Below are 20,073 nucleotides of genomic sequence, written 5' to 3'. Positions count from 1 at the left end.
CCTTCTCCGCCTTGCAGCTTCTTGAACCGGCGCCCTGTTGGTCGCCGGTTTTCTTATGCCAGCGTGCCGTCCAGCTGCAGCGTCAGTTTGCCACCCAAATAGGGGGCCAGAACCTCGGGCAGGGTGACGGTGCCGTCTGCATTCTGGCCGTTTTCCAGCACGGCGATCAGGCAGCGCCCAACAGCCAGGCCCGATCCGTTCAGCGTGTGAACGTATTCCGGTTTGCCCCCAGCCTCGGGACGGAAGCGCGCGTTCATCCGGCGCGCCTGAAAATCACCACAAGTCGAGACTGAGCTGATCTCGCGATACGTATCCTGACCCGGTAGCCACGCTTCGATGTCAAAGGTTCGGCGCGCGCCAAAGCCCATGTCACCTGTGCACAAGATCACTGTGCGATAGGGGATGCCCAGCTTTTCCAGAATACCCTCGGCACAGCGCAGCATGCGTTTTTGCTCATCATCCGACTTGTCGGGATGGGTGACCGAAACCATCTCGACCTTTTCGAACTGGTGCTGGCGCAACATGCCGCGCGTGTCCCTGCCAGCCGATCCGGCCTCAGACCGGAAGCACAAGGAATGCGCGGTGTAACGGCGGGGCAGATAGTTTTCTTCAATCATCGTGTCGTTGACGATATTGGTCAGCGACACCTCGGACGTCGGGATCAGCCACCAGCCTTCGCGGGTCTGATAGCTGTCTTCGCCAAACTTCGGCAATTGGCCTGTGCCCTGCATCATCTCGGACAGAACCAAAACCGGGCCGTTCACTTCGGTCAGTTCGTTTTCGTTGATGTGCGTGTCCAGCATGAACTGCGCCAGTGCGCGATGAACGCGGGCGACGCCGCCGGACAACAGGACAAAGCGCGAGCCGGACAGCTTTGCCGCCGTTTCAAAATCCATGCCGTTCTGTACGGACTCGATTTCAAAATGCTCTTTCGGTGCAAAATCCAACTCACGCGGAGTGCCCCAGCGGCTGACCTCGACATTGTCGTTCTCGTCCGCACCTTCTGGCGCGTCCTCGGCGGGCAGGTTCGGGATGCGGATCAGCTGATCAGTCAGCAGTGCGTCCAGATCCTTGGCCTCGGTCTGCATCTGGGCAATCTCGGCTTTCTTTTCGGCGACCAGCGCGCGCAGGCGTTGAAATTCAGCCTCGTCGCCGCGTGCCTTGGCGGCACCGACTTCCTTGCTGGCCTTGTTCTGTTCGGCTTGCGCTGTTTCTGCGGCCTGAATTTTGGCCCGGCGACTTTCGTCCAGCCTTAGCAAATCTGACGACACCGGCGCGTCCCCACGGCGCGCAAGTGCGGCGTCGAAGGCGGCGGGGTTTTCGCGAATGGCGCGGATGTCGTGCATGGTTCAGATCCTTAAATGCGTGAATCACTGAAACCGCTTATGCACCATCTGAAAGGCGGGGTGTAGCGCCGGTTACGACTTATCGGCATCCTCGTGTGTTTCATGCGCCAGATGGCCATCCCAATGTTCGGTTGGGATCTTGGGATCAGGCGGATCAGCCATGTAAGAGGGCGTCATGATCTGCACACTGTTTTCATTGAACACGGCCACGATGTTGCGATGCAGGTCCGATTTTATCTTTGGAATAATACTGCCGCGTGTCGAATACCCGTTGATTTGATAATTGATCGCGTAATCCGCCAATGCGGTCCACAAAACAAACGGTTCCGGCTTGGACTTGATCCCCTTGGTGCGGTTGGCGGCCTCGATCAGCATCGCCTCGACCTTCTCGGGCGGCTCTTCATAGCCGATGCCAACCGTGGTATGCAGCAGCAGTCCGCTGCCGTCTGTTTTCTTCGAAAAGTTCACCACATCCGAGTTCATCAGCTGCGCATTAGGGATCGAGATCAGTTCGTTCTTGATGGATTTCAGATGCGTCTCCATCAGTTTGATCTGAACCACATCGCCGATGTGGTCGCCGATCTGAATGCGGTCCCCGATCGAGGTCGAGCGACGGTAGATCACGAACAGGCCGGCCAGCATGTTTGAGACGACAGAATTTGCACCCAGCGACAGCATGGCACCCACCAGGATCGTCAACCCCTGGAACGCCGCCGAATCCGATCCGGGGATGTAGGGAACGGCAAAGACCAAGGCGATCATGATCACCACAACACGGGCAATGTTGAAGGTTGGGCTGACCCAGTGCTTTTCGAAATCGCCCATATCGAAGGAACCCGCCTCGACCGCGTCGAAGAACACCCGCATCCCCTTGATGATGTACAGCGCCACCCAAGAAATCAGGCCCAGCATGATCAAATTGGGGATGTAACTGATAATGCCTTTGAAGATCAGCAGTACCGGCTCGGTCAGATAGGTCAGCAACAGCTGCGCAAAATAGCGGGTTTCGGCGAAAGCCAGCAGAACAAACGAGAGGTAGTAATAAAAGCCGAGAAAGAAGATGATAAGCAGAACGAAGTTCAGCCCATATCGTACCAGCGCGGCGATCGCTTCGGCCTGAACGCTTTTGGCTGTGGCAGTTTCCACGTCCTTGAGGTGAAGTGAGACAAACTTTAATGTCTTCCGTCGAATCCGACGGTGCACCCACAGGATTGCCACCACAAACGCCACAAAACCAATGGTCCAGGCCACTGCCTCAATTGCACCTGACACGCGCGCCCGATCGGTGCGGTTGGCGCGGTAGTCTTCGATGGATTGTTTGATCGCGTTCCCGTGCAAAACGCTTAGAACGCTAAGCTCCATCTGATCCAACTCGGCATCGGCTTCGGTGACGATCGAGACTCTCTCGCCGTCGGCCAGAGTCCAAATGCCGAACTCGGTCTCTTCGTATGTCACCTCAACCGTCGGCGCGTCCGAGGCTTCGGCGATTTCGATGATCTTGTCCTGAACGTCTTCCGCCCGCTCTGGCGCAGGCAGGGCACTGGATCCCCGGACCTGGAACAATACGTCCCCGTCCACGATGACCGGCGCCACGAAACTGTCTGAGTCCGCCCCGTCAGAAGCAGGGGGCTCTGTCGGTGTTTCCTGTGCCAGTACGACGTCCGAAAACCACAGGCTGGACGCCAGGGCTGTCAGAAAATAAACCAGCAAAAGGAAGGGCTTGAATTGCCTTGCCATATGTCCCCCTTAACCCGAACTATACCCGGTTTCAGCGAGGTGCCTAGGACATATCTGCAACGCCTGGCTTGTTCTTTGTGCACTGTGGCCGGGTCAGGGCGGTGTACAGCGTTGCCTTCGCTTGCAAAGGCGCAATTCAGAGCATAGGTTCCCGCCAAATTTGCGGAGCATTTCCGCAGCACCAAAACAAAGGAATATCCCATGGAAGGTGGCGCAATCGCCCAGTTTCTCCCGCTGATCCTGATCTTCGCGATCATGTATTTTCTGCTGATCCGTCCGCAGCAAAAAAAGATGAAGCAACATCAGGCCATGGTCGAAGCCGTGCGTCGCGGCGATCAGGTCGTCACCCAAGGTGGTATGATCGGCAAGGTGTCCAAGGTCAAAGAAGGCGACAACGAGATCGAAGTTGAAATCGCCGAGGGTGTGAAGGTTCGTGTGGTCAAGTCGACCATTGCGCAGGTTCTGAACAAGACTGAACCAGCGAAGTAACTTCGCGCCACAATTCCTTGAAAAGGCAGGGTAATGCTGCAAATTGATACCTGGAAGCGGGTTCTGATCTGGCTGGTCTGTGTGATCGGTCTGATCCTTGCCCTGCCGAATGCGTTTTATACGCGCGTCGAGCAATCCAACGATGCTAAGGCCGCAATTGAGCTTGGCATCGACACTCCCGAAATGCAGGCCGAGGCGGCGCAATGGCCGAACTGGTTGCCGTCATCGCTGGTCAATCTGGGCCTCGATCTGCGCGGTGGTGCGCATCTGTTGGCCGAAGTTCAGGTCGGCGATGTGTACGAATCCCGGATGGAGGCCATGTGGCCCGAAATTCGCGATGCGCTGCGGGATGAACGTGCCACCGTAGGCACCATCCGCAAACAAGAGTCGGCCCCGGACGAGATTCGAGTGCGCATCAGCCAGCCCGAGGGCATGTCCCGCGCGCTTGAAGTTGTGCGCGGCCTGGCCCGTCAGGTACAAACCCTGACTGGTGTAGGTGCAACCGATATCGAGGCACGGGCTGAGGGCGACACAATCGTCGTTCAACTGTCCGAGGCCGAAAAACTTGCCACAGACGACCGCACTGTGCGCCAGTCGCTTGAGATTGTGCGCCGCCGTATTGACGAGGTCGGAACACGTGAACCCACGATTCAGCGCCAGGGTGCGGATCGTATCCTGATACAGGTGCCGGGTATCGGCAGTGCTGGTGAACTGAAAGAGATCATCGGCACCACCGCTCAGCTGACATTCAATCCCGTTGTGGGGCGGGGCACCAACCCGGACGCAGTGCCGGGGATTGGCGAACAGGTCCTCCCCTCCATCGACGAAACCGGTTTGTTTTACACAGTCGAGTCGGCCCCAGTCGTCACCGGTGAAGAGCTTGTGGATGCGCAGCCAGCCTTCGACCAGAACGGTCGCCCAGCAGTCAGCTTCCGATTCAACACATCGGGGGCACGCAAATTCGGCGACTATACGCTGGAAAATATCGGCCAGCCGTTCGCAATCATTCTTGATGATGAGGTCATCTCGGCCCCTGTCATTCAAAGTCACATTCCTGGCGGGTCGGGCATCATCACCGGCAACTTCACCGTTGAAGAAAGCACCAATCTGGCTGTTCTGTTGCGCGCAGGCGCGTTGCCTGCTGGGCTGGAATTCCTCGAAGAGCGTACAATCGGCCCCGAACTGGGGCAGGACAGCATCGACGCGGGTAAGGTTGCAACCATCGTGGCCTTCGTCGCCGTGCTTGCCTTTATGGCGCTCAGCTATGGTTTGTTTGGTCTCTTTGCCAACATCGCCCTGATCATCAACGTCGGCCTGCTGTTTGGCCTGTTGTCCCTGATCGGAGCCACCCTGACACTGCCCGGTATCGCCGGTATCGTGCTGACGGTTGGTATGGCGGTGGATGCCAACGTGCTGATCTTTGAGCGTATCCGCGAAGAGCTGAAATCCGCCAGAGGCCCGGCGCGCGCGATCGAACTGGGTTATGAAAAGGCGTTGTCGGCCATTCTGGACGCAAACGTGACCACATTCATCACCGCTGTTATCCTGTTTGCCATGGGCAGCGGTCCGGTGCGCGGTTTTGCCATCACGCTGGGTCTGGGCATTCTGACCTCGGTCTTCACCGCGATCTTCGTGACGCGCCTGATGATCGTGATCTGGTTTGAACGCCGCCGCCCGAAAACGATCGAGGTTTGACATGAGACTGAAACTCGTACCCCAGAACACCTCGTTCGATTTCTTCAGCCGATGGAAAATCTGGCTGGGTATCTCGGCCTTGATGATGATCGTGGCGTTCACGTCCTTCATGCTTCAGGGGCTGAACTTCGGCATCGACTTCCGCGGTGGCACAACGATCCGGACGCAAAGCACACAAGAGATTGATGTCGGAGTCTATCGTGACGCCCTTGCCCCGTTGGAATTGGGGGATGTGACAATCACAGAGATCTTCGATCCAAACTTTGGACCGGATGAGAATGTTGCGATGATCCGTATCCAGGCGCAAGAAGACGCCGAGGCGGTTACATCGGACGTGATCACTCAGGTCGGCGAGGTGCTTGCCGCTGCTGATCCAGGCCTCAATTTGCCATTTGAAAGCGTTGAATCCGTCGGCCCCAAAGTGTCCGGTGAGCTGATCCAAACTGCCGTTATCGCGGTGGTGTTGGCGATCGGGGCAGTGCTGGTCTATATCTGGCTGCGTTTCGAATGGCAATTCGCCTTGGGCGCGGTGGCCGCATTGGTTCACGACGTAATCCTGACCATTGGCATATTCTCGGAACTGCAAATCCGGTTTGATCTGGCCATCATTGCCGCGTTGCTGACCATCGTGGGGTATTCGCTGAACGACACCGTGGTCGTGTTCGACCGCGTCCGCGAGAACCTGCGGAAATACAAGAAAAAGGACCTGAAAGAGGTTCTGAACATCTCGATCAACGAAACGCTTAGCCGGACAGTGATGACCTCGGTCACCACGCTGCTGGCGCTGATCTCGCTTTACATACTGGGCGGGGACGTGATCCGCGGCTTTGTTTTCGCGATGATCTGGGGCGTGATCGTAGGGACGTATTCCTCAGTCTTTGTGGCCTCGACCATCCTGCTGTGGCTGGGCGTCAAGCGCGACTGGTCGAAGCCGTCCAACAACGCGGGCAACCAGTTCGCAAATGTGGATGCCTGATCTGCTCGGCCAGTCCCCCACGGGGCTGGCCGTTATCTTTTTTGCAGCGACGCTAGGCGGCATCGTACGCGGGTTTTCCGGCTTTGGCACCGCGTTGATTTTTCTGCCTCTGGCCACTCCGTTCCTCGGCCCGTTTGGGGCGCTGATCGGACTGACGATCATGGATATCTTCGGGCCACTCCCCAACCTACGACGGGCGTGGCGCGCCGTAGACCGCGGCGACCTGGCACGGTTGCTGCTTGGCTGCGCCCTGGTCCTGCCTGTTGGCCTGTGGGTCCTCACGCAGGTCGAACCCGAGGTTTTTCGATACGCGGTCAGCTTCCTGGCGCTGTTCATGCTCGCAATCCTGATCCTTGGATTACGCTACCAAGGCCGCGTGCGACGCGCGATGGTGACCGCGATCGGTGGCGCTGCGGGATTTCTCGGCGGCGTCGCTGGATTGCCTGGACCGGCGGTGATCCTGTTCTACATGTCCCGTCCGCTGCCGGTAGAAGTCATTCGGGCCACGATCCTGCTGTTCCTTTTCGGTTTCGACTTCCTCATCTTCGGCTTCCTGTCCGGCATGGGGCGAGTGACCTTCGACAGTGTTGTTCTGGGGCTGGCTCTGTCGGTCCCGAACCTTTTGGGCAATTGGCTGGGCGGCTGGCTGTTCAACCCCGAAAAGGAAAAGCTCTACCGCACCGCCGCCTATGTGGTCATCGCCCTTGCTGCCTTGTCGGGCCTGCCGCTTTGGGGCATAGAAGATATCCATGCGGTTGAATGAGATCACATATAACAACGCAACACCGGTCGATGGCTACGGGCCCGGCTTTTTCCGTATAGGTGGTCAGGTCTACGAAGGTGCGGTTCTGACTGGCCCCTCCGGCACCGCCGGTTGGGGCGGGTACGACGATCAATCCTCTTTGCTTGCACTGGCTGGGCAGGTGGATGTCCTGTTGATCGGAACGGGCGCTGATCTGGCCCACATCCCCTCTGACCTCCGAGCGGCGCTTGAGCAGGCCGGCATGGGGGTTGAGATCATGAACTCACCCGCAGCCTGCCGCACCTATAATGTTCTGCTCTCCGAAGGCCGCCGCATCGCGCTGGCTTTGCTTCCCACCTGACGGGATCCGCTTCATCTGGCCAAAAATATCCCGGGGAGCGCGAGGGGCTGGCCCCTCGTTTCCATGCGTATCCGAAAGCGGGTCGGGTACTGCCCTGCGGCAAATCCCGCCTTTTGCCCCTATGCGCAATAAGATAAGCGGGACCGTATGACACTGACCGTAACTGATCTTGCCATCACCCGCGGGGGCATCCCCGTGCTCGAGGGGCTGAACTTCTCGCTTCGACCCGGGCAAGCACTGATCCTGCGTGGGCCAAACGGGATTGGCAAAACGACTTTACTACGTACACTGGCGGGGTTGCAGCCGGCATTGAGCGGAACCATTGACGGGGCCGAGGATCAAATTGCCTACGCCTCGCATTCTGACGGGTTGAAGCCAACGTTGACGGTTGTGGAAAACCTGACCTTCTGGGCCTCGGTCTTTGGGACAGATGACATCCAACCCGCATTGGATGCCTTTGCGTTGGGCGAGCTGTCGGACCGCCATGCGGGAAATCTGTCTGCCGGTCAGAAACGCCGCCTTGGACTGGCCCGGATGCTGGTCACCGGACGGCCGATCTGGATGCTGGACGAACCGACCGTGTCTTTGGACAAGGACGCCGTACAGATGTTCGCAGATGCCGTTCGGTCACATCTGGGGCAGGGCGGCTCGGCCCTGATCGCCACGCATATCGACCTTGGTCTGGACGGCGAGATTATGGATGTGGGTCCCAACAAAGCCAAACCAAAACCCATTGACGACTTTGACGGAGGCTTCCTGTGATCGCCCTGCTGCTGCGCGACCTGAAACTGGCCTTCCGCGCGGGCGGGGGTTTTGGCCTTGGTCTGGCGTTCTTTTTGATTGTGACCGTTCTGGTGCCGTTCTCAGTCGGCCCGCAATCCTCACTGCTGTCGACCATTGCGCCGGGTGTGCTTTGGCTGGGCGCGCTTTTGGCCTGCCTGTTGTCGCTCGACCGCCTGCTTGCGTTGGATTGGGAAGACGGGTCGCTTGACCTGTTGGCCACGGCGCCCTTGCCGCTTGAGGCGGTTGTGTCGATCAAGGCGCTGGCCCACTGGATAACAACGGGTTTGCCACTGGTTCTGGCCGCGCCGTTTCTGGGTGTGCTACTGAACTTGCCGGTGACAGGCTTTTTCTGGCTGGTGATCTCACTTTTGGTCGGCACCCCGGCCATGAGTGTGATCGGGACCTTTGGCGCAGCTCTGACTGTCGGCCTGAAACGCGGCGGGCTGTTGTTGTCATTGCTTGTTCTGCCGCTGTATGTTCCCACGCTGATCTTCGGGGCCGAGGTCGCGCGCCGCGGTGCCACGGGTATGGAAACGCAGACGCCGCTTTTGATGTTGGCGGGGATCACCGCCGCCACAATTGCGCTGTTGCCCTTTGCCAGCGCAGCAGTATTGCGGATCAACCTTCGGTGACGCTGTCGCAGTTTGACTGATGTCAATTGAGAACAAACACGAGTCGGACTAAATAGAGCCCATGTCTATCGCAGCCAAAGCCAATACCCTCTGGGAATACGCCAACCCGCGCAAATTCCTCGCGACCAGCGAGCGGGTCCTGCCGTTCTTCTGGATGACTTCTTTTGTGTGTCTGGTCGTTGGGCTGATCTGGGGCTTTTTCTTCACGCCGGATGACTACAAACAGGGCTCGACCGTCAAGATCATCTACCTGCATGTGCCTGCGGCGCTGATGGCGATCAATTGCTGGCTGATGATGCTGGCCACATCTTTGGTCTGGCTGGTGCGCCGCCACCATGTCAGTGCACTCGCTGCGCGAGCTGCAGCTCCCATCGGTATCGTGATGACCCTGATCGCGTTGGCAACTGGCGCGATCTGGGGGCAACCGATGTGGGGCACATGGTGGGCCTGGGATCCGCGCCTGACGGCTTTCCTGATCCTGTTTCTGTTTTACCTTGGCTACGTAGCCCTGTGGGAAGCGATCGAGGATTCCGATACAGCCGCCGATCTGACCTCGGTCCTGTGTCTGGTGGGGTCGGTTTTTGCCTTGCTCAGCCGCTATGCGGTGAACTTCTGGAACCAAGGCCTGCATCAGGGGGCATCCGTGATGCGCGCCGCAGCCGTCACCGGCGCGGATACCGAAGAAAAAGTCAGCAACATTTATTTCTATCCGCTGTTGCTGTGCATCATCGGATTTGTGCTGCTGTTCATTGCGTTGGTTCTGTATCGCACAGGAACGGAAATCCGGGCGCGGCGGATCAAGGCGCTGCTGGCGCGAGAAAGGCTAAACGGATGATCCCTGATCTTGGAAAATATGCCGACGCGGTCCTGTGGTCCTATGCGGCTTCGCTGGGGTTGCTGATTGCACTGGTCGTTCTCAGCGTAATGCGCGGGCGCAAAGTCCGGGCGGAAATGGAAAAGGTCGAACACAGGATGTCGCGCAATGGCTAAAATCTCACCCCTGATGATTGCGCCGCCGTTGATTTTCGGCGCTTTTGCCGTTCTGGCAGGCATTGGAATGTTCCGGGATGATCCTAACGCCTTGCCATCTGCACGCGAAGGGCAGCCCGCGCCACCGGTTGTTCTGACTGAGTTTCCGGGCAAGACGATATTTGACGATGCCACGCTGCGTGATGGTGAGGTCAAGCTGGTCAACTATTGGGCCAGCTGGTGTGCCCCCTGCCGGGCCGAGCATCCCAACCTTGAGGCGCTGTCCAAAGAGGGCATCCCGGTCTATGGCATCAACTACAAGGATCAGTTGGCCAATGCCGAAGGTTTTCTGACCGAACTGGGCGACCCTTACGAAGCCATCGGACGGGATGAACAAGGGCGCATGGCGCTGGACTGGGGTCTTTACGGTGTTCCGGAAACTTATGTAATCGACGGAGAGGGCACGATCATTCTGCGCTTTGCCGGTCCGATCACGCAGCGCGTGATTGAAAGCACGATCCGCCCGGCATTGGAAAAAGCCGGCCAGTGATCTGAACCGTTGCCAAGCGGAGCGTGCCTGCTGCACGCGCTCTATTTCTTATTGGTGCTAGTGGCGCTGGCACTCAAGAAAAAGCCCCGGCGCATTGGCCGGGGCTTTGTTGTTTTAAGTTTCCTTGGCAAGGTTCCGCAGCACATATTGCAGCACGCCACCATTTTCGATGTATTCGATCTCGGGCGCGGTATCGATCCGGCATTTCAGCGTGATTGTTTTCTCGGTTCCGTCGCCGAAAATGATGGTGCAGAGCACCTCTTGCAGCGGCTCGACCGAATCCAAGCCGTGGATTGATACGGTTTCATCGCCTGTCAGGCCCAATGTCTTGCGGGTGTCGCCTCCGGTGAACTCGAACGGGATTACGCCCATTCCAACCAAGTTGGACCTGTGAATACGCTCAAAGCTTTCGGCGATCACGGCTTTGACGCCCAGCAGGGCAGTGCCCTTGGCAGCCCAGTCCCGGGATGAGCCGGCGCCGTATTGCTCGCCACCAAAGACGACCAGCGGCAGGCCTAGTTCCTGGTAGGCCATCGAAGCGTCGTAGATCGAAGCCTGTTCGCCGTCAGGACCTTTGGTATAGCCACCTTCGACGCCGTCCAGCATCTCATTCTTGATGCGGATGTTGGCAAATGTGCCACGCATCATGACCTCGTGGTTGCCGCGGCGGGAACCGTAGGAGTTGAACTCGCGTGGCTGCACCTGACGTTCGATCAGGTACTGACCGGCAGGTGAAGTGCTTGCAAAAGACCCTGCGGGTGAGATGTGGTCGGTCGTGACCATGTCCCCAAGAACCGCCAACACCTTGGCCCCTTCGATATTTGAGATCGTGCCCGGCTCGGAACCCATTCCCTGAAAATAAGGAGGGTTCTGGATATAGGTCGAAGTCGGCGGCCAGTCATAGGTTTCCTGTTGCGGAACCTCGACGCTTTGCCATTTCTCATCGCCTTTGAAGACATCCGCATATTTCGACTGGAACGCTTCGCGGGTAACGGTTTCCTGCACCAGCTCGGCAATTTCGCTTTGAGTTGGCCAGATGTCCTTCATGAAGACGTCATTGCCGTCCTTGTCCTGCCCAATCGGCTCGGATGTCAGGTCGATATCCATGGTGCCAGCCAACGCATAGACTACAACCAGCGGTGGCGAGGCTAGGTAGTTGGCCCGGACGTCCGGAGAAATCCGGCCTTCAAAGTTGCGGTTGCCGGACAGAACGGACGTGGCGACCAGATCGCCCTCGGCAATCGCTTCGCTGATCTCCCTCTGGATCGGGCCAGAGTTGCCGATGCACGTGGTGCAGCCATAACCAACCAGGTTGAACCCGATGGCATCCAGATGTTGCTGCAGGCCTGCTGCCTCAAGGTATTCCGACACAACCTGCGAACCGGGGGCCAGCGAGGTTTTGACCCAGGGCTGACGGTTCAGGCCCAGCTCATGCGCTTTTTTTGCGACCAGACCGGCACCGATCATCACGTAAGGGTTCGAGGTGTTGGTGCAGGATGTGATCGAGGCGATCACGACCTTGCCCGATTCCATGCCGTAGTTTTCGCCTTTGACTTCGATCTGCTTACCCATCGGGCGCTTGAAGGTATCCGCCATTTCTTTGGTAAATGCCGCCTTGGCACCAGTCAGCGCAACATAGTCCTGCGGGCGTTTCGGGCCCGAGATGGCGGGAACGATTGTGCCCATATCCAGAGTCAGAGTGTCGGTGTAAATGGGCGCGTAATTCTCATCACGCCAAAGGCCGTTTTCCTTGGCATAAGATTCGACCAGTGCCAGACGATCCTCATCCCGGCCGGTGTTACGCATATAGCGCAGGGTCTCACCATCGATCGGGAAGAAACCGCAGGTCGCGCCGTATTCAGGTGCCATATTAGCAATGGTTGCGCGGTCAGCCAGCGGCAAACGGTCCAGACCGCTCCCGTAGAACTCGACGAATTTGCCTACCACGCCTTTCGCGCGCAGCATCTCGACGACTTTCAGAACAAGGTCAGTGCCAGTGGTGCCTTCGAGCATCGCGCCGGTCAGCTCAAAACCTACAACCTCAGGGATCAGCATCGATATCGGCTGACCCAGCATCGCGGCCTCGGCCTCGATCCCGCCGACACCCCAGCCCAGAACGGCCATGCCATTGACCATGGTGGTGTGGCTGTCGGTGCCAACCAGCGTGTCGGGGTAGGCGACTTCGTCGCCGTTCTGGTCGGTGTCGGTCCAGACGGTCTGGGCCAGATATTCCAGGTTCACCTGATGGCAGATGCCGGTTCCGGGGGGAACAACACGGAAGTTGTTAAAGGCCGACTGCCCCCATTTCAGGAACTGGTAACGCTCCATGTTGCGTTCATATTCGCGATCAACGTTCATCTGGAACGCGCGCGGGTTGCCGAATTCATCAATCATGACCGAGTGGTCGATGACCAGATCAACCGGGTTCAGCGGGTTGATCTTCTGCGCATCGCCGCCCAGCCCTTTGATGCCATCGCGCATCGCGGCCAGATCAACAACAGCCGGAACGCCGGTAAAGTCCTGCATCAACACGCGGGCAGGGCGATACGCGATCTCGCGGGGGTTCTTGCCGCCATTGCGTGCCCATTCGCCAAAGGCTTTGATATCTTCGACCGCGACGGAAAAGCCGTCATCCTCAAACCGCAGCATGTTTTCCAGAACCACTTTCAGCGCGGCGGGAAGCTTGGAAAAATCACCCAGACCAGCCTCTTGCGCGGCAGGGATCGAGTAATATGAAATGGATTTGCCATTCACGCTAAGGTTGCGGCGTGTTTTGGCGGTATCTTGTCCGACTTTGATGGGCATCTGTGGCCTCCCTCTGAAATGACTTAGATCCCGGGATTCGCTAATAGTTATCTGCATCACGAAAGCCTTTGGTTCAAGGACCAACGTGGTGAGCTTGTTGAGTTATGTATACCATTGCACACAAAATTTAAGGGTAACGATGGTCGCATGTCTCAAGAAACGTTGATTGGAGGTTGAACGGGCTTGCGTTTAAACCGGTCGGTACATCCAGCCAAAGGCCCGAGACCCGTAATGTTCAGATCCATTCGCGCGACAGCGTTAGTTTCCTTGTTTCTCTCCACAGCAGCCTTGGCCGAGGGCGACCCGGTTGTGGTTGAGTTGTTCACATCTCAGGGCTGTTCGTCCTGTCCGCCTGCCGACCGGATCATGCATGATTTGGCCAAACGCGACGATGTGATCGGCCTGGCACTGCATGTGGATTACTGGGACTACATCGGGTGGAAGGACGAATATGCCGACCCGGACCACACTCTGCGCCAGCGCACTTATGCGCGAGAAGGGGGGCGGTCGATGATCTATACGCCTCAGATGGTGGTGAATGGGCAGCAGGATGTGGTCGGGGCGCAATCGCGGGAACTGGATCGCCTGATCAATGCGCATCTCAAGGCCGCCCCGCAAGCGTCCGTGACGGCCGCGCGCTCAGGTGATGATGTGACGGTGGATGTGACGCCGGTCGAACTGCCGGCCGGAGAAACCTATGACATCCGGGTCATCCAGTATTCACCGGTGCGCCATGCCTCGATCCGACGCGGAGAGCTTGCTGGTCACGATCTGGACTATGCCAATGTTGTCGAAGCCTGGCATATGGCGGGTCAATGGGACGGCGTCGCGCCCCAGGCGTTTTCGGTAACCGTCGACGCAGATTTTCCGGCAGTTGTGCTGGTGCAAAGGGCAGGGCACGGCCCGATTGTGGCAGCCGCGCGGGTCAAGTAATCAGGGCATATCCTCGGGCTGAACGCCCAAACCGTTCCAGGCTTTCCAGCGCCGGTGGATCCAGAACCACTGGCCCATATGCTGTCTTACCATGGCCTCAAGATCGTCATTGGTGAACTGGGTCATGGTCCTGGGGTCTGTATGCGGCACCGGGTCGTGCAGCACGATTTCGAAATCCACGCCGTTTGGTTGCCGCACCGCATAACACGGGATCAGGACGGCGTTGTATTTCATTGCCAGTTCTGCATTCAAGACTGAGGTCACGGCGGGCTTACCAAAGAATGTCAGCTCTTCACCGCCATGGGCGTGCAGATCGGATACGATCGCGATGATCCCATTTTTCTTGAGCGAACGCACCATCTCGACCATTCCGCGACGGCCCTGTTCGAACATCGGCGAGCCAGTCTTATGGAACGCCTCGACATACATGTCGTTAAAATAAGGGTTCGCCATGCGGCGATAGAGGCACCCAATTGGTTGACCGCTGCGTTCCTGCAGGGCGATGCGTGCTGCAAGATAGTGACCAAAATGCGCGGTGATCATCATGATCGGCCGCCCTTCGGCGACGGCAGTGTCAAATGCGGCAACACCCGAGCCGCTTACCTTTGCCGTGCGCTGACGTTCGGTGAACCCTTCCGGCGAAAAATGCTCCATAATCGCGCGACCGGCATTGTCCGGAACGGCGCTGCAAATTCTGTTGACCTCGGCCTCTGACAGGTCAGGGCGGGTCAATTTTAAGTTGCTGCGCACGCGTTTGGTAAAGCCGATCAACGGTGAAAGCCCACGTGCGATTGCGCCCATGGTGGCTAGGCGTGTTTCATAGGGCAACAACCTCAAGGTCCCGATCACGCCCTTCATGAACAATCCAGTGATGTAGTATTTTCTAAGCTCTGTGCGGCTTAGTTCCGACTTTTCGACGGGCATGAATAGGTCTCACCGGCTGTTGCGATTTGCCGGGCAAGACATACAAGGGGGAAACCGCAACCACAAGCGTTGCAAACCAAAGCCATGCTTTGTCCTGCCGGATCGGACTTGCCCGTCACTCTTCGCTATCCTCTTCGATCAACGCTATTGCACCTTCGTCGACCAGTGTTCGAATTGAGCCGATGACAAGTGTCATCGCTTCTTCGGCTTCTGCCAGCTTCACCTTGCCGCGTTCGGTGATTTCCTCGCGCAGGTTATCCGCCATACGCGTCGACATGTTGGATAGCAGGAAATCGACCGTGGCTTTGTCATTCTCGGCCGTGGCGCCAGCCAAGGCGGTGACGAGATCAGCCTGATCCAATCCACGCAGAATCGCAGGCACGTCCCTGGGCAGGATGCGGGCCGGGATATGGGCGAAGGTGAATATTGATTGGCGCACCAAAGCTGCAAAGTCGGTGTCTTCTTCATCCAGGGCCGTCAAGAGCCCGTCGCGCGTCGCTGCGGCTGCTTGGTTCAGAATCGCACCGACCCGCGCTCCGGGGCCATCCGAAAAGGCCGTGGCAGGGCGTCGATCAAGTTGCGCCGCCAGCGACCAGCCAATCCGTTCAACCGCCTCGGGTGTGATGTTGGCCGTTTTAGACACGGCATAGGTGATGCGCCGCGCGACCGGGCCGGGCAGGTGACCCAGAAGTTGCGCGGCATTCGCAGTTTCCAGCTTGGACAACATGACCGCTGCAATTTCAGTGCTTTCGGCCAGAGCGATGGTGGCCAAATCTTCTGTCGGGATTTCGCGCAGCCGTTGCCACGGATCGCCGATCTGGCGCACCCCGGCTTCCTTCCGCAACCTAGCCGCTGTTGCCGGCGTAATCTTGTCGCTGACTGCGTCCAGAGCACCGGCCAACCCATGTGGAAAAGACAGGCCGACACTGTCCAGCGCTTCGGCAAATTCATGTGCGACGGATGCCAGCGTGATGCGATCCACTAGGCCCATCTGACCCAGCTGGTGCGTCAGCTTTTCCTGCAAATCGTCGGGAAGTTCTTCCAGGGGGATATCTGCGCCCTCATTCAACAAAAGACGCACCACGACGGCGGCTTTTTGTCGGTTGCTCAACGCCTTGGGGACGACGCGGGGCGCGTCGTTCTGGGCGTCGGCTGCGGGTGTTGATGTCCCCGGTGCCAGTTGAACCAAAGAGTTTGTGTCCTGCATCTGCCCGTGGTGCCAAGTTTCTGTTCCACAGGCAGATTACGGAGAGTCGGGTAAAGAAAGGCTGAAGTTTAGTAGTTGTAAGTCAGCCCGGTGCGGATCGCCTCGCGCAGGGATGCCTCGGCCCAGGTGCCTTCACCGCCGCGCGCCTTGATCTCGCGCCACTGTGCGATGGCAAGATCGGTTTTGCCTTCGGTGACAAAGCCCTGACCCATATAGCTGCGCGCCAGTATGTTGTCGGGATTCGCCTCAATGGCGTTCGAATAGAAGGCATTCGCCAGATCAAGCTCACCCATTTTGCGGTAGGTGAAACCCCAGTAGGTCAACACGCGATCATCATCCTGATCCATGATGCGCAGGATGTCTTGAGCATTTTCGAACTGTCCGTCATAGGCCAGTTCGCGCACGGCGTCATACAGCTCTTCTTCAGTAAAGTTGGTCTTGTCCGGCTTCACGCACCGTCCGGCGTCTTTGTCATAGACGCGACCGAAGAAACACTTCTTGGTCGTGTTGGTCGGTTTTGGCGGGCTGCTGTCACCGCCAGCGGCGATCGCGACCGGCGCGAATGCAAAGGCCTGAAGGGCGATGGCTGAAGCGAGTACTAGGCGCATTTTCCTACTCCGTTGTCTGGGCTACTTACAGAAAGCATAGTGCGTTTCTCTCAAAAGCTAACAACCGAAGGCTCGCGTTTATTCACGAATAGGAAGATTTTTTCTCAGCTATTCACAATTTTGGCGCAGGTTTGGGCTTCTGCATCCCAAAACGTGCCCGGCGCGCAGGACTGGGTTTGCTTGGAATGGCCACTACAGGCCAAGGCAACGGAGGCTGAACAACTAAGGGCCAAAGCGCAAATCAAAGTGCGGATCATCGTGTTTCTCCTGTCCGGACATACGCGGGCATCATAGCCTGTTTTGGCCTGTCTGGCAAAAGAGCAGGGCCCGGATCGCGTTGTGCGAGCCGGGCCCAGCGAAGCATTTGATCAATCGTAGTTTATTCGCCGAACACGCGGGCGAAGATCGTATCAACGTGTTTGGTGTGATAGCCGAGGTCGAATTTCTCTTCGATTTCTTCCGGGCTCAGCGCGGCGGTGACGTCCGCGTCTGCCAGCAGTTCTTCTTTGAAATCGGTGCGGTGTTCCCAGACTTTCAGCGCGTTGCGCTGCACCATGGCATAGGCATCTTCGCGGCTGACACCTGCTTGGGTCAACGCCAGCAGAACCCGCTGGCTCATGACCAGGCCAGGGAACTTGTTCATGTTCTCAAGCATGTTCTCGGGGAAGATCAGCATCTTGTCGATCACGCCTGTCAGTCGCGCAAGTGCAAAATCCAGCGTGATCGTGGCATCCGGCCCGATCATGCGTTCGACCGAGGAATGCGAGATATCGCGCTCATGCCAGAGTGCCACGTTTTCCATCGCCGGGATCACTGCCGCGCGCACCATGCGGGCCAACCCGGTCAGGTTCTCGGTCAGCACCGGGTTTTTCTTGTGTGGCATGGCCGAGGAGCCTTTCTGACCCATCGAGAAGAACTCGGCCCCCTCCAGCACCTCGGTGCGCTGCATGTGGCGGATTTCGATGGCGACGTTCTCGATGCTGCTGGCGATAACCCCCAGCGTGGCAAAGAACGCAGCATGACGGTCGCGCGGGATGACCTGAGTGCTAATCGGCTCGGGCACCAGACCCAGCTGGTCACATACATGCTCTTCCACACGCGGGTCAACATTGGCGAAGGTGCCAACCGCGCCGCTGATCGCGCCAGTGGCGATTTCAGCGCGGGCGTCGCGCATGCGGGACAGGTTGCGGTCCATCTCGGCGTAAAAACGAGCGAAAGTCAGGCCCATGGTGGTTGGCTCTGCGTGGATACCGTGGCTGCGACCGATACGGACGGTATCCTTGTGTTCAATCGCGCGGCGTTTCAGTGCAGCCAGCAGACCTTCGAGATCTGCGATCAGCAGGTCGGCGGCGTGGGTGAGTTGCACGTTGAAACAAGTGTCCAGAACGTCCGAGCTGGTCATGCCCTGATGGACAAAACGCGCCTCTTCACTGCCGACATGTTCGGACAAATGGGTCAGGAAGGCGATGACGTCGTGCTTGGTAACCGCTTCGATTTCGTCGATGCGTGCCACGTCGAATTCCACGTCTTTGGCTTTCCAGACAGCCTCGGCATTCTCGCGTGGGATCACACCCAGGTCCGCCATGGCGTCGCAGGCATGGGCCTCGATCTCGTACCAGATGCGAAACTTGGATTCGGGTGACCAGATGGCGACCATATCGGGGCGGGAATAGCGTGGAATCATTGGCAGCGGCACCTTATTGTGATTTGGCAGGAGGCGTTGCGGCGGGGTTTAAACCCGCGCAGACAAAGGAACAAGGCGCGAGTGCGAATATGAGACGGTTTGCCCTGATTTTGGCCCTTTGGCCCGGTTTTCTGGCGGCTGAGGAGTTCAGAACGCTGACGGGGGATGAAATTCTGTCTGCATTGACCGGCCAGAAGCTCGATTACGGGAAAGGTATCTGGCAGACCTTCGACGATACGATGCTGACACAGTATTTTTCGGGCGGACCCAGCGCCGGGCGGTGGGCGGTGGGCGAGGATCGCTATTGCTCGGTCTGGCCGCCTTCGGATTTTTGGGCCTGCTATGAAGTTCAGCAAAGCGGCAAAGTGATCCGGTTCGTGGATGATAACGGTGCCACGACCGACGGGACATTTGCCGAATGAGCCTGCCGCGCAGACTGTCGGATTTCGAAGGCCGTTGGAGCCTGACCCGGACCATTCTGGATACGCAGGCGGGGCATGTGGTGCAGGCCGATGGTCACACGGTCCTGAGCCCGACCGAGGACGGCTTGATATACGACGAAGAAGTCACGCTGCGTGTGCCGGGGCAAGCCAGAATGAAAGGCACGCGCAGGTACCTGTGGCACGCGGCGGGTGAGGCGATTGCCATACATTTTGACGACGGCCGCTATTTTCACCGGCTGGCCTTGGGTCAGGCACATGCGTCTGACCACCACGATTGTCCGCCCGACAGCTACGATGTCGTCTACGATTTTTCGGCCTGGCCAGTCTGGTCAGTGCGCTGGATCGTCTCGGGACCCAGAAAATCTTATGAAATGAGCACCGAATATCGGTTAAGATAGCGTAATCATGTTGCAGTCAAAGCTCTAAGCGGGCATTTCTGCAGTTGAAAATAGGTGGAGACATAAGAATGAATGCGAATGTACTGGCCAATGCGATTGGCCCGCGCGAAGGCACCGCGCTGCGCGTCAAGCAAGTTGTGCTGGTGGCACTAGGTATTCTTGCGCTGGCAATAGCTGCCAAGATCAAGGTTCCAATGTGGCCTGTCCCGATCACTATGGGCACCTTTGCCGTGCTGACAATCGGCACCGCCTATGGCACGCGTCTGGGTCTGGTCACCATGCTGGGTTACCTGCTGATCGGCGCGCTGGGCTTCGACGTGTTCGCGGGCTCTTCGGCTGAGGAATTCGGTTTGACCTACATGATGGGCGGCACCGGTGGCTATCTAGTCGGCTACCTGCTGGCAACCGTTCTTCTGGGCGCACTGGCCGCGTGCGGATGGGATCGCTCGGTTGGAAAAATGGCACTGGCGTTGGTTCTGGCCAATGTAGTGATCTACGTTCCCGGTCTTGTGTGGCTGGGTCAGCTTTACGGCTGGGACCAGCCGATCCTGCAGTGGGGCCTGACACCTTTCCTGGTGGGCGACGCGATCAAACTGGTGCTGGCTGCGCTGCTGATCCCTGCGCTGTGGAAACTGGTCGGCGACGCTCGTTCGTAAGTTTCGGCCAATCTAAGTCTGACGAAGCCGCGCCCGGAGATATCCCGGCGCGGTTTTTTTGTGCCCTCACATCGGGATGCTGGACAAAAGGGGCCACTACAGGCCAATCTGCACTCAATGAAATCATCAGGTTAT

21 protein-coding genes are annotated in these 20,073 nt (G+C 58.0%); 14 read left to right on the top strand and 7 right to left on the bottom strand.

The window, feature by feature from the left end:
* Window positions 1-53: 53 nt before the first annotated feature.
* Window positions 54-1,346 carry a serine--tRNA ligase gene (serS, locus tag AC2FIS_RS16165; protein ID WP_496774360.1) on the bottom strand — a complete coding sequence of 431 codons (1,293 nt, stop codon included), beginning with the start codon at window positions 1,344-1,346 and terminating at the stop codon, window positions 54-56.
* A gap of 72 nt (window positions 1,347-1,418) precedes the next feature.
* Window positions 1,419-3,083: a mechanosensitive ion channel family protein gene (locus tag AC2FIS_RS16160; RefSeq protein ID WP_496735921.1), complete on the bottom strand. Its 1,665-nt coding sequence runs from the start codon at window positions 3,081-3,083 to the stop codon at window positions 1,419-1,421.
* A 201-nt stretch (window positions 3,084-3,284) separates the two neighbouring features.
* Here AC2FIS_RS16160 and yajC point away from each other — a divergent pair, with 201 nt between their 5' ends.
* From yajC to AC2FIS_RS16110, 10 genes are all read left to right on the top strand, one after another.
* Window positions 3,285-3,572, top strand: a complete 288-nt coding sequence (gene yajC / locus AC2FIS_RS16155; RefSeq protein ID WP_058274044.1) for a preprotein translocase subunit YajC — start codon at window positions 3,285-3,287, stop codon at window positions 3,570-3,572.
* Between the two features lie 33 nt (window positions 3,573-3,605).
* Window positions 3,606-5,267 carry a protein translocase subunit SecD gene (gene secD / locus AC2FIS_RS16150; protein ID WP_496774359.1) on the top strand — a complete coding sequence of 554 codons (1,662 nt, stop codon included), beginning with the start codon at window positions 3,606-3,608 and terminating at the stop codon, window positions 5,265-5,267.
* Between the two features lies 1 nt (window position 5,268).
* Window positions 5,269-6,243 (top strand): protein translocase subunit SecF, encoded by a 975-nt coding sequence (gene secF, locus AC2FIS_RS16145; protein ID WP_496774357.1) that lies wholly within the window; start codon window positions 5,269-5,271, stop codon window positions 6,241-6,243.
* On the top strand, window positions 6,236-7,006 hold the full coding sequence (locus AC2FIS_RS16140; protein ID WP_496774355.1) for a sulfite exporter TauE/SafE family protein: 771 nt from the start codon (window positions 6,236-6,238) through the stop codon (window positions 7,004-7,006). The genes secF and AC2FIS_RS16140 overlap by 8 nt, the downstream gene beginning before the upstream one ends.
* Window positions 6,993-7,346: an Mth938-like domain-containing protein gene (locus AC2FIS_RS16135; RefSeq protein ID WP_496774354.1), complete on the top strand. Its 354-nt coding sequence runs from the start codon at window positions 6,993-6,995 to the stop codon at window positions 7,344-7,346. The genes AC2FIS_RS16140 and AC2FIS_RS16135 overlap by 14 nt, the downstream gene beginning before the upstream one ends.
* A gap of 147 nt (window positions 7,347-7,493) precedes the next feature.
* Complete coding sequence (gene ccmA / locus AC2FIS_RS16130; RefSeq protein WP_496774353.1) at window positions 7,494-8,108, top strand: heme ABC exporter ATP-binding protein CcmA; 615 nt, start codon at window positions 7,494-7,496, stop codon at window positions 8,106-8,108.
* Entirely contained in the window at window positions 8,105-8,761 is a 657-nt protein-coding gene (ccmB, locus tag AC2FIS_RS16125; RefSeq protein ID WP_496774352.1) for a heme exporter protein CcmB, read from the top strand. Before ccmA ends, ccmB begins: the two co-directional genes overlap by 4 nt.
* A gap of 61 nt (window positions 8,762-8,822) precedes the next feature.
* On the top strand, window positions 8,823-9,596 hold the full coding sequence (locus AC2FIS_RS16120; protein ID WP_496722476.1) for a heme ABC transporter permease: 774 nt from the start codon (window positions 8,823-8,825) through the stop codon (window positions 9,594-9,596).
* Window positions 9,593-9,751: a heme exporter protein CcmD gene (gene ccmD, locus AC2FIS_RS16115; protein WP_496723495.1), complete on the top strand. Its 159-nt coding sequence runs from the start codon at window positions 9,593-9,595 to the stop codon at window positions 9,749-9,751. The genes AC2FIS_RS16120 and ccmD overlap by 4 nt, the downstream gene beginning before the upstream one ends.
* Window positions 9,744-10,280: a DsbE family thiol:disulfide interchange protein gene (locus AC2FIS_RS16110; RefSeq protein WP_496774351.1), complete on the top strand. Its 537-nt coding sequence runs from the start codon at window positions 9,744-9,746 to the stop codon at window positions 10,278-10,280. Before ccmD ends, AC2FIS_RS16110 begins: the two co-directional genes overlap by 8 nt.
* A gap of 114 nt (window positions 10,281-10,394) precedes the next feature.
* On the opposite strand, the gene acnA is transcribed toward AC2FIS_RS16110, so the two are convergent.
* The gene (gene acnA / locus AC2FIS_RS16105; RefSeq protein WP_496774350.1) at window positions 10,395-13,085 is read right to left on the bottom strand and encodes an aconitate hydratase AcnA; all 2,691 of its coding nucleotides are present in this window, start codon (window positions 13,083-13,085) and stop codon (window positions 10,395-10,397) included.
* Window positions 13,086-13,316: 231 nt separating this feature from the next.
* Between acnA and AC2FIS_RS16100 the strand changes: the two genes are divergently transcribed.
* Window positions 13,317-14,018 (top strand): DUF1223 domain-containing protein, encoded by a 702-nt coding sequence (locus tag AC2FIS_RS16100; protein ID WP_496774348.1) that lies wholly within the window; start codon window positions 13,317-13,319, stop codon window positions 14,016-14,018.
* Here the strand turns inward: AC2FIS_RS16100 and AC2FIS_RS16095 are convergent, their stop codons facing one another.
* The 4 genes from AC2FIS_RS16095 to purB form a co-directional block, all read right to left on the bottom strand.
* Window positions 14,019-14,942 (bottom strand): lysophospholipid acyltransferase family protein, encoded by a 924-nt coding sequence (locus AC2FIS_RS16095; protein WP_496774346.1) that lies wholly within the window; start codon window positions 14,940-14,942, stop codon window positions 14,019-14,021.
* 115 nt (window positions 14,943-15,057) lie between these two features.
* Window positions 15,058-16,149 (bottom strand): flagellar motor switch protein FliG, encoded by a 1,092-nt coding sequence (locus tag AC2FIS_RS16090; RefSeq protein WP_496774344.1) that lies wholly within the window; start codon window positions 16,147-16,149, stop codon window positions 15,058-15,060.
* 68 nt (window positions 16,150-16,217) lie between these two features.
* Entirely contained in the window at window positions 16,218-16,757 is a 540-nt protein-coding gene (locus tag AC2FIS_RS16085; RefSeq protein ID WP_058274031.1) for a tetratricopeptide repeat protein, read from the bottom strand.
* Between the two features lie 379 nt (window positions 16,758-17,136).
* The gene (gene purB, locus AC2FIS_RS16080) at window positions 17,137-18,441 is read right to left on the bottom strand and encodes an adenylosuccinate lyase (protein ID WP_496774342.1); all 1,305 of its coding nucleotides are present in this window, start codon (window positions 18,439-18,441) and stop codon (window positions 17,137-17,139) included.
* Between the two features lie 89 nt (window positions 18,442-18,530).
* Between purB and AC2FIS_RS16075 the strand changes: the two genes are divergently transcribed.
* From AC2FIS_RS16075 to AC2FIS_RS16065, 3 genes are all read left to right on the top strand, one after another.
* Complete coding sequence (locus tag AC2FIS_RS16075; protein ID WP_496774340.1) at window positions 18,531-18,863, top strand: hypothetical protein; 333 nt, start codon at window positions 18,531-18,533, stop codon at window positions 18,861-18,863.
* Window positions 18,860-19,282 (top strand): DUF6314 family protein, encoded by a 423-nt coding sequence (locus AC2FIS_RS16070; protein ID WP_496774338.1) that lies wholly within the window; start codon window positions 18,860-18,862, stop codon window positions 19,280-19,282. Before AC2FIS_RS16075 ends, AC2FIS_RS16070 begins: the two co-directional genes overlap by 4 nt.
* A gap of 68 nt (window positions 19,283-19,350) precedes the next feature.
* Window positions 19,351-19,938: a biotin transporter BioY gene (locus AC2FIS_RS16065; protein WP_496774336.1), complete on the top strand. Its 588-nt coding sequence runs from the start codon at window positions 19,351-19,353 to the stop codon at window positions 19,936-19,938.
* Window positions 19,939-20,073: the final 135 nt, after the last annotated feature.

Source organism: Ruegeria sp. CDSB113 (assembly GCF_059611045.1).
The sequence above is the reverse complement of the archived record's forward strand: the minus strand, read 5'-3'. Positions and strand labels throughout refer to the sequence as shown.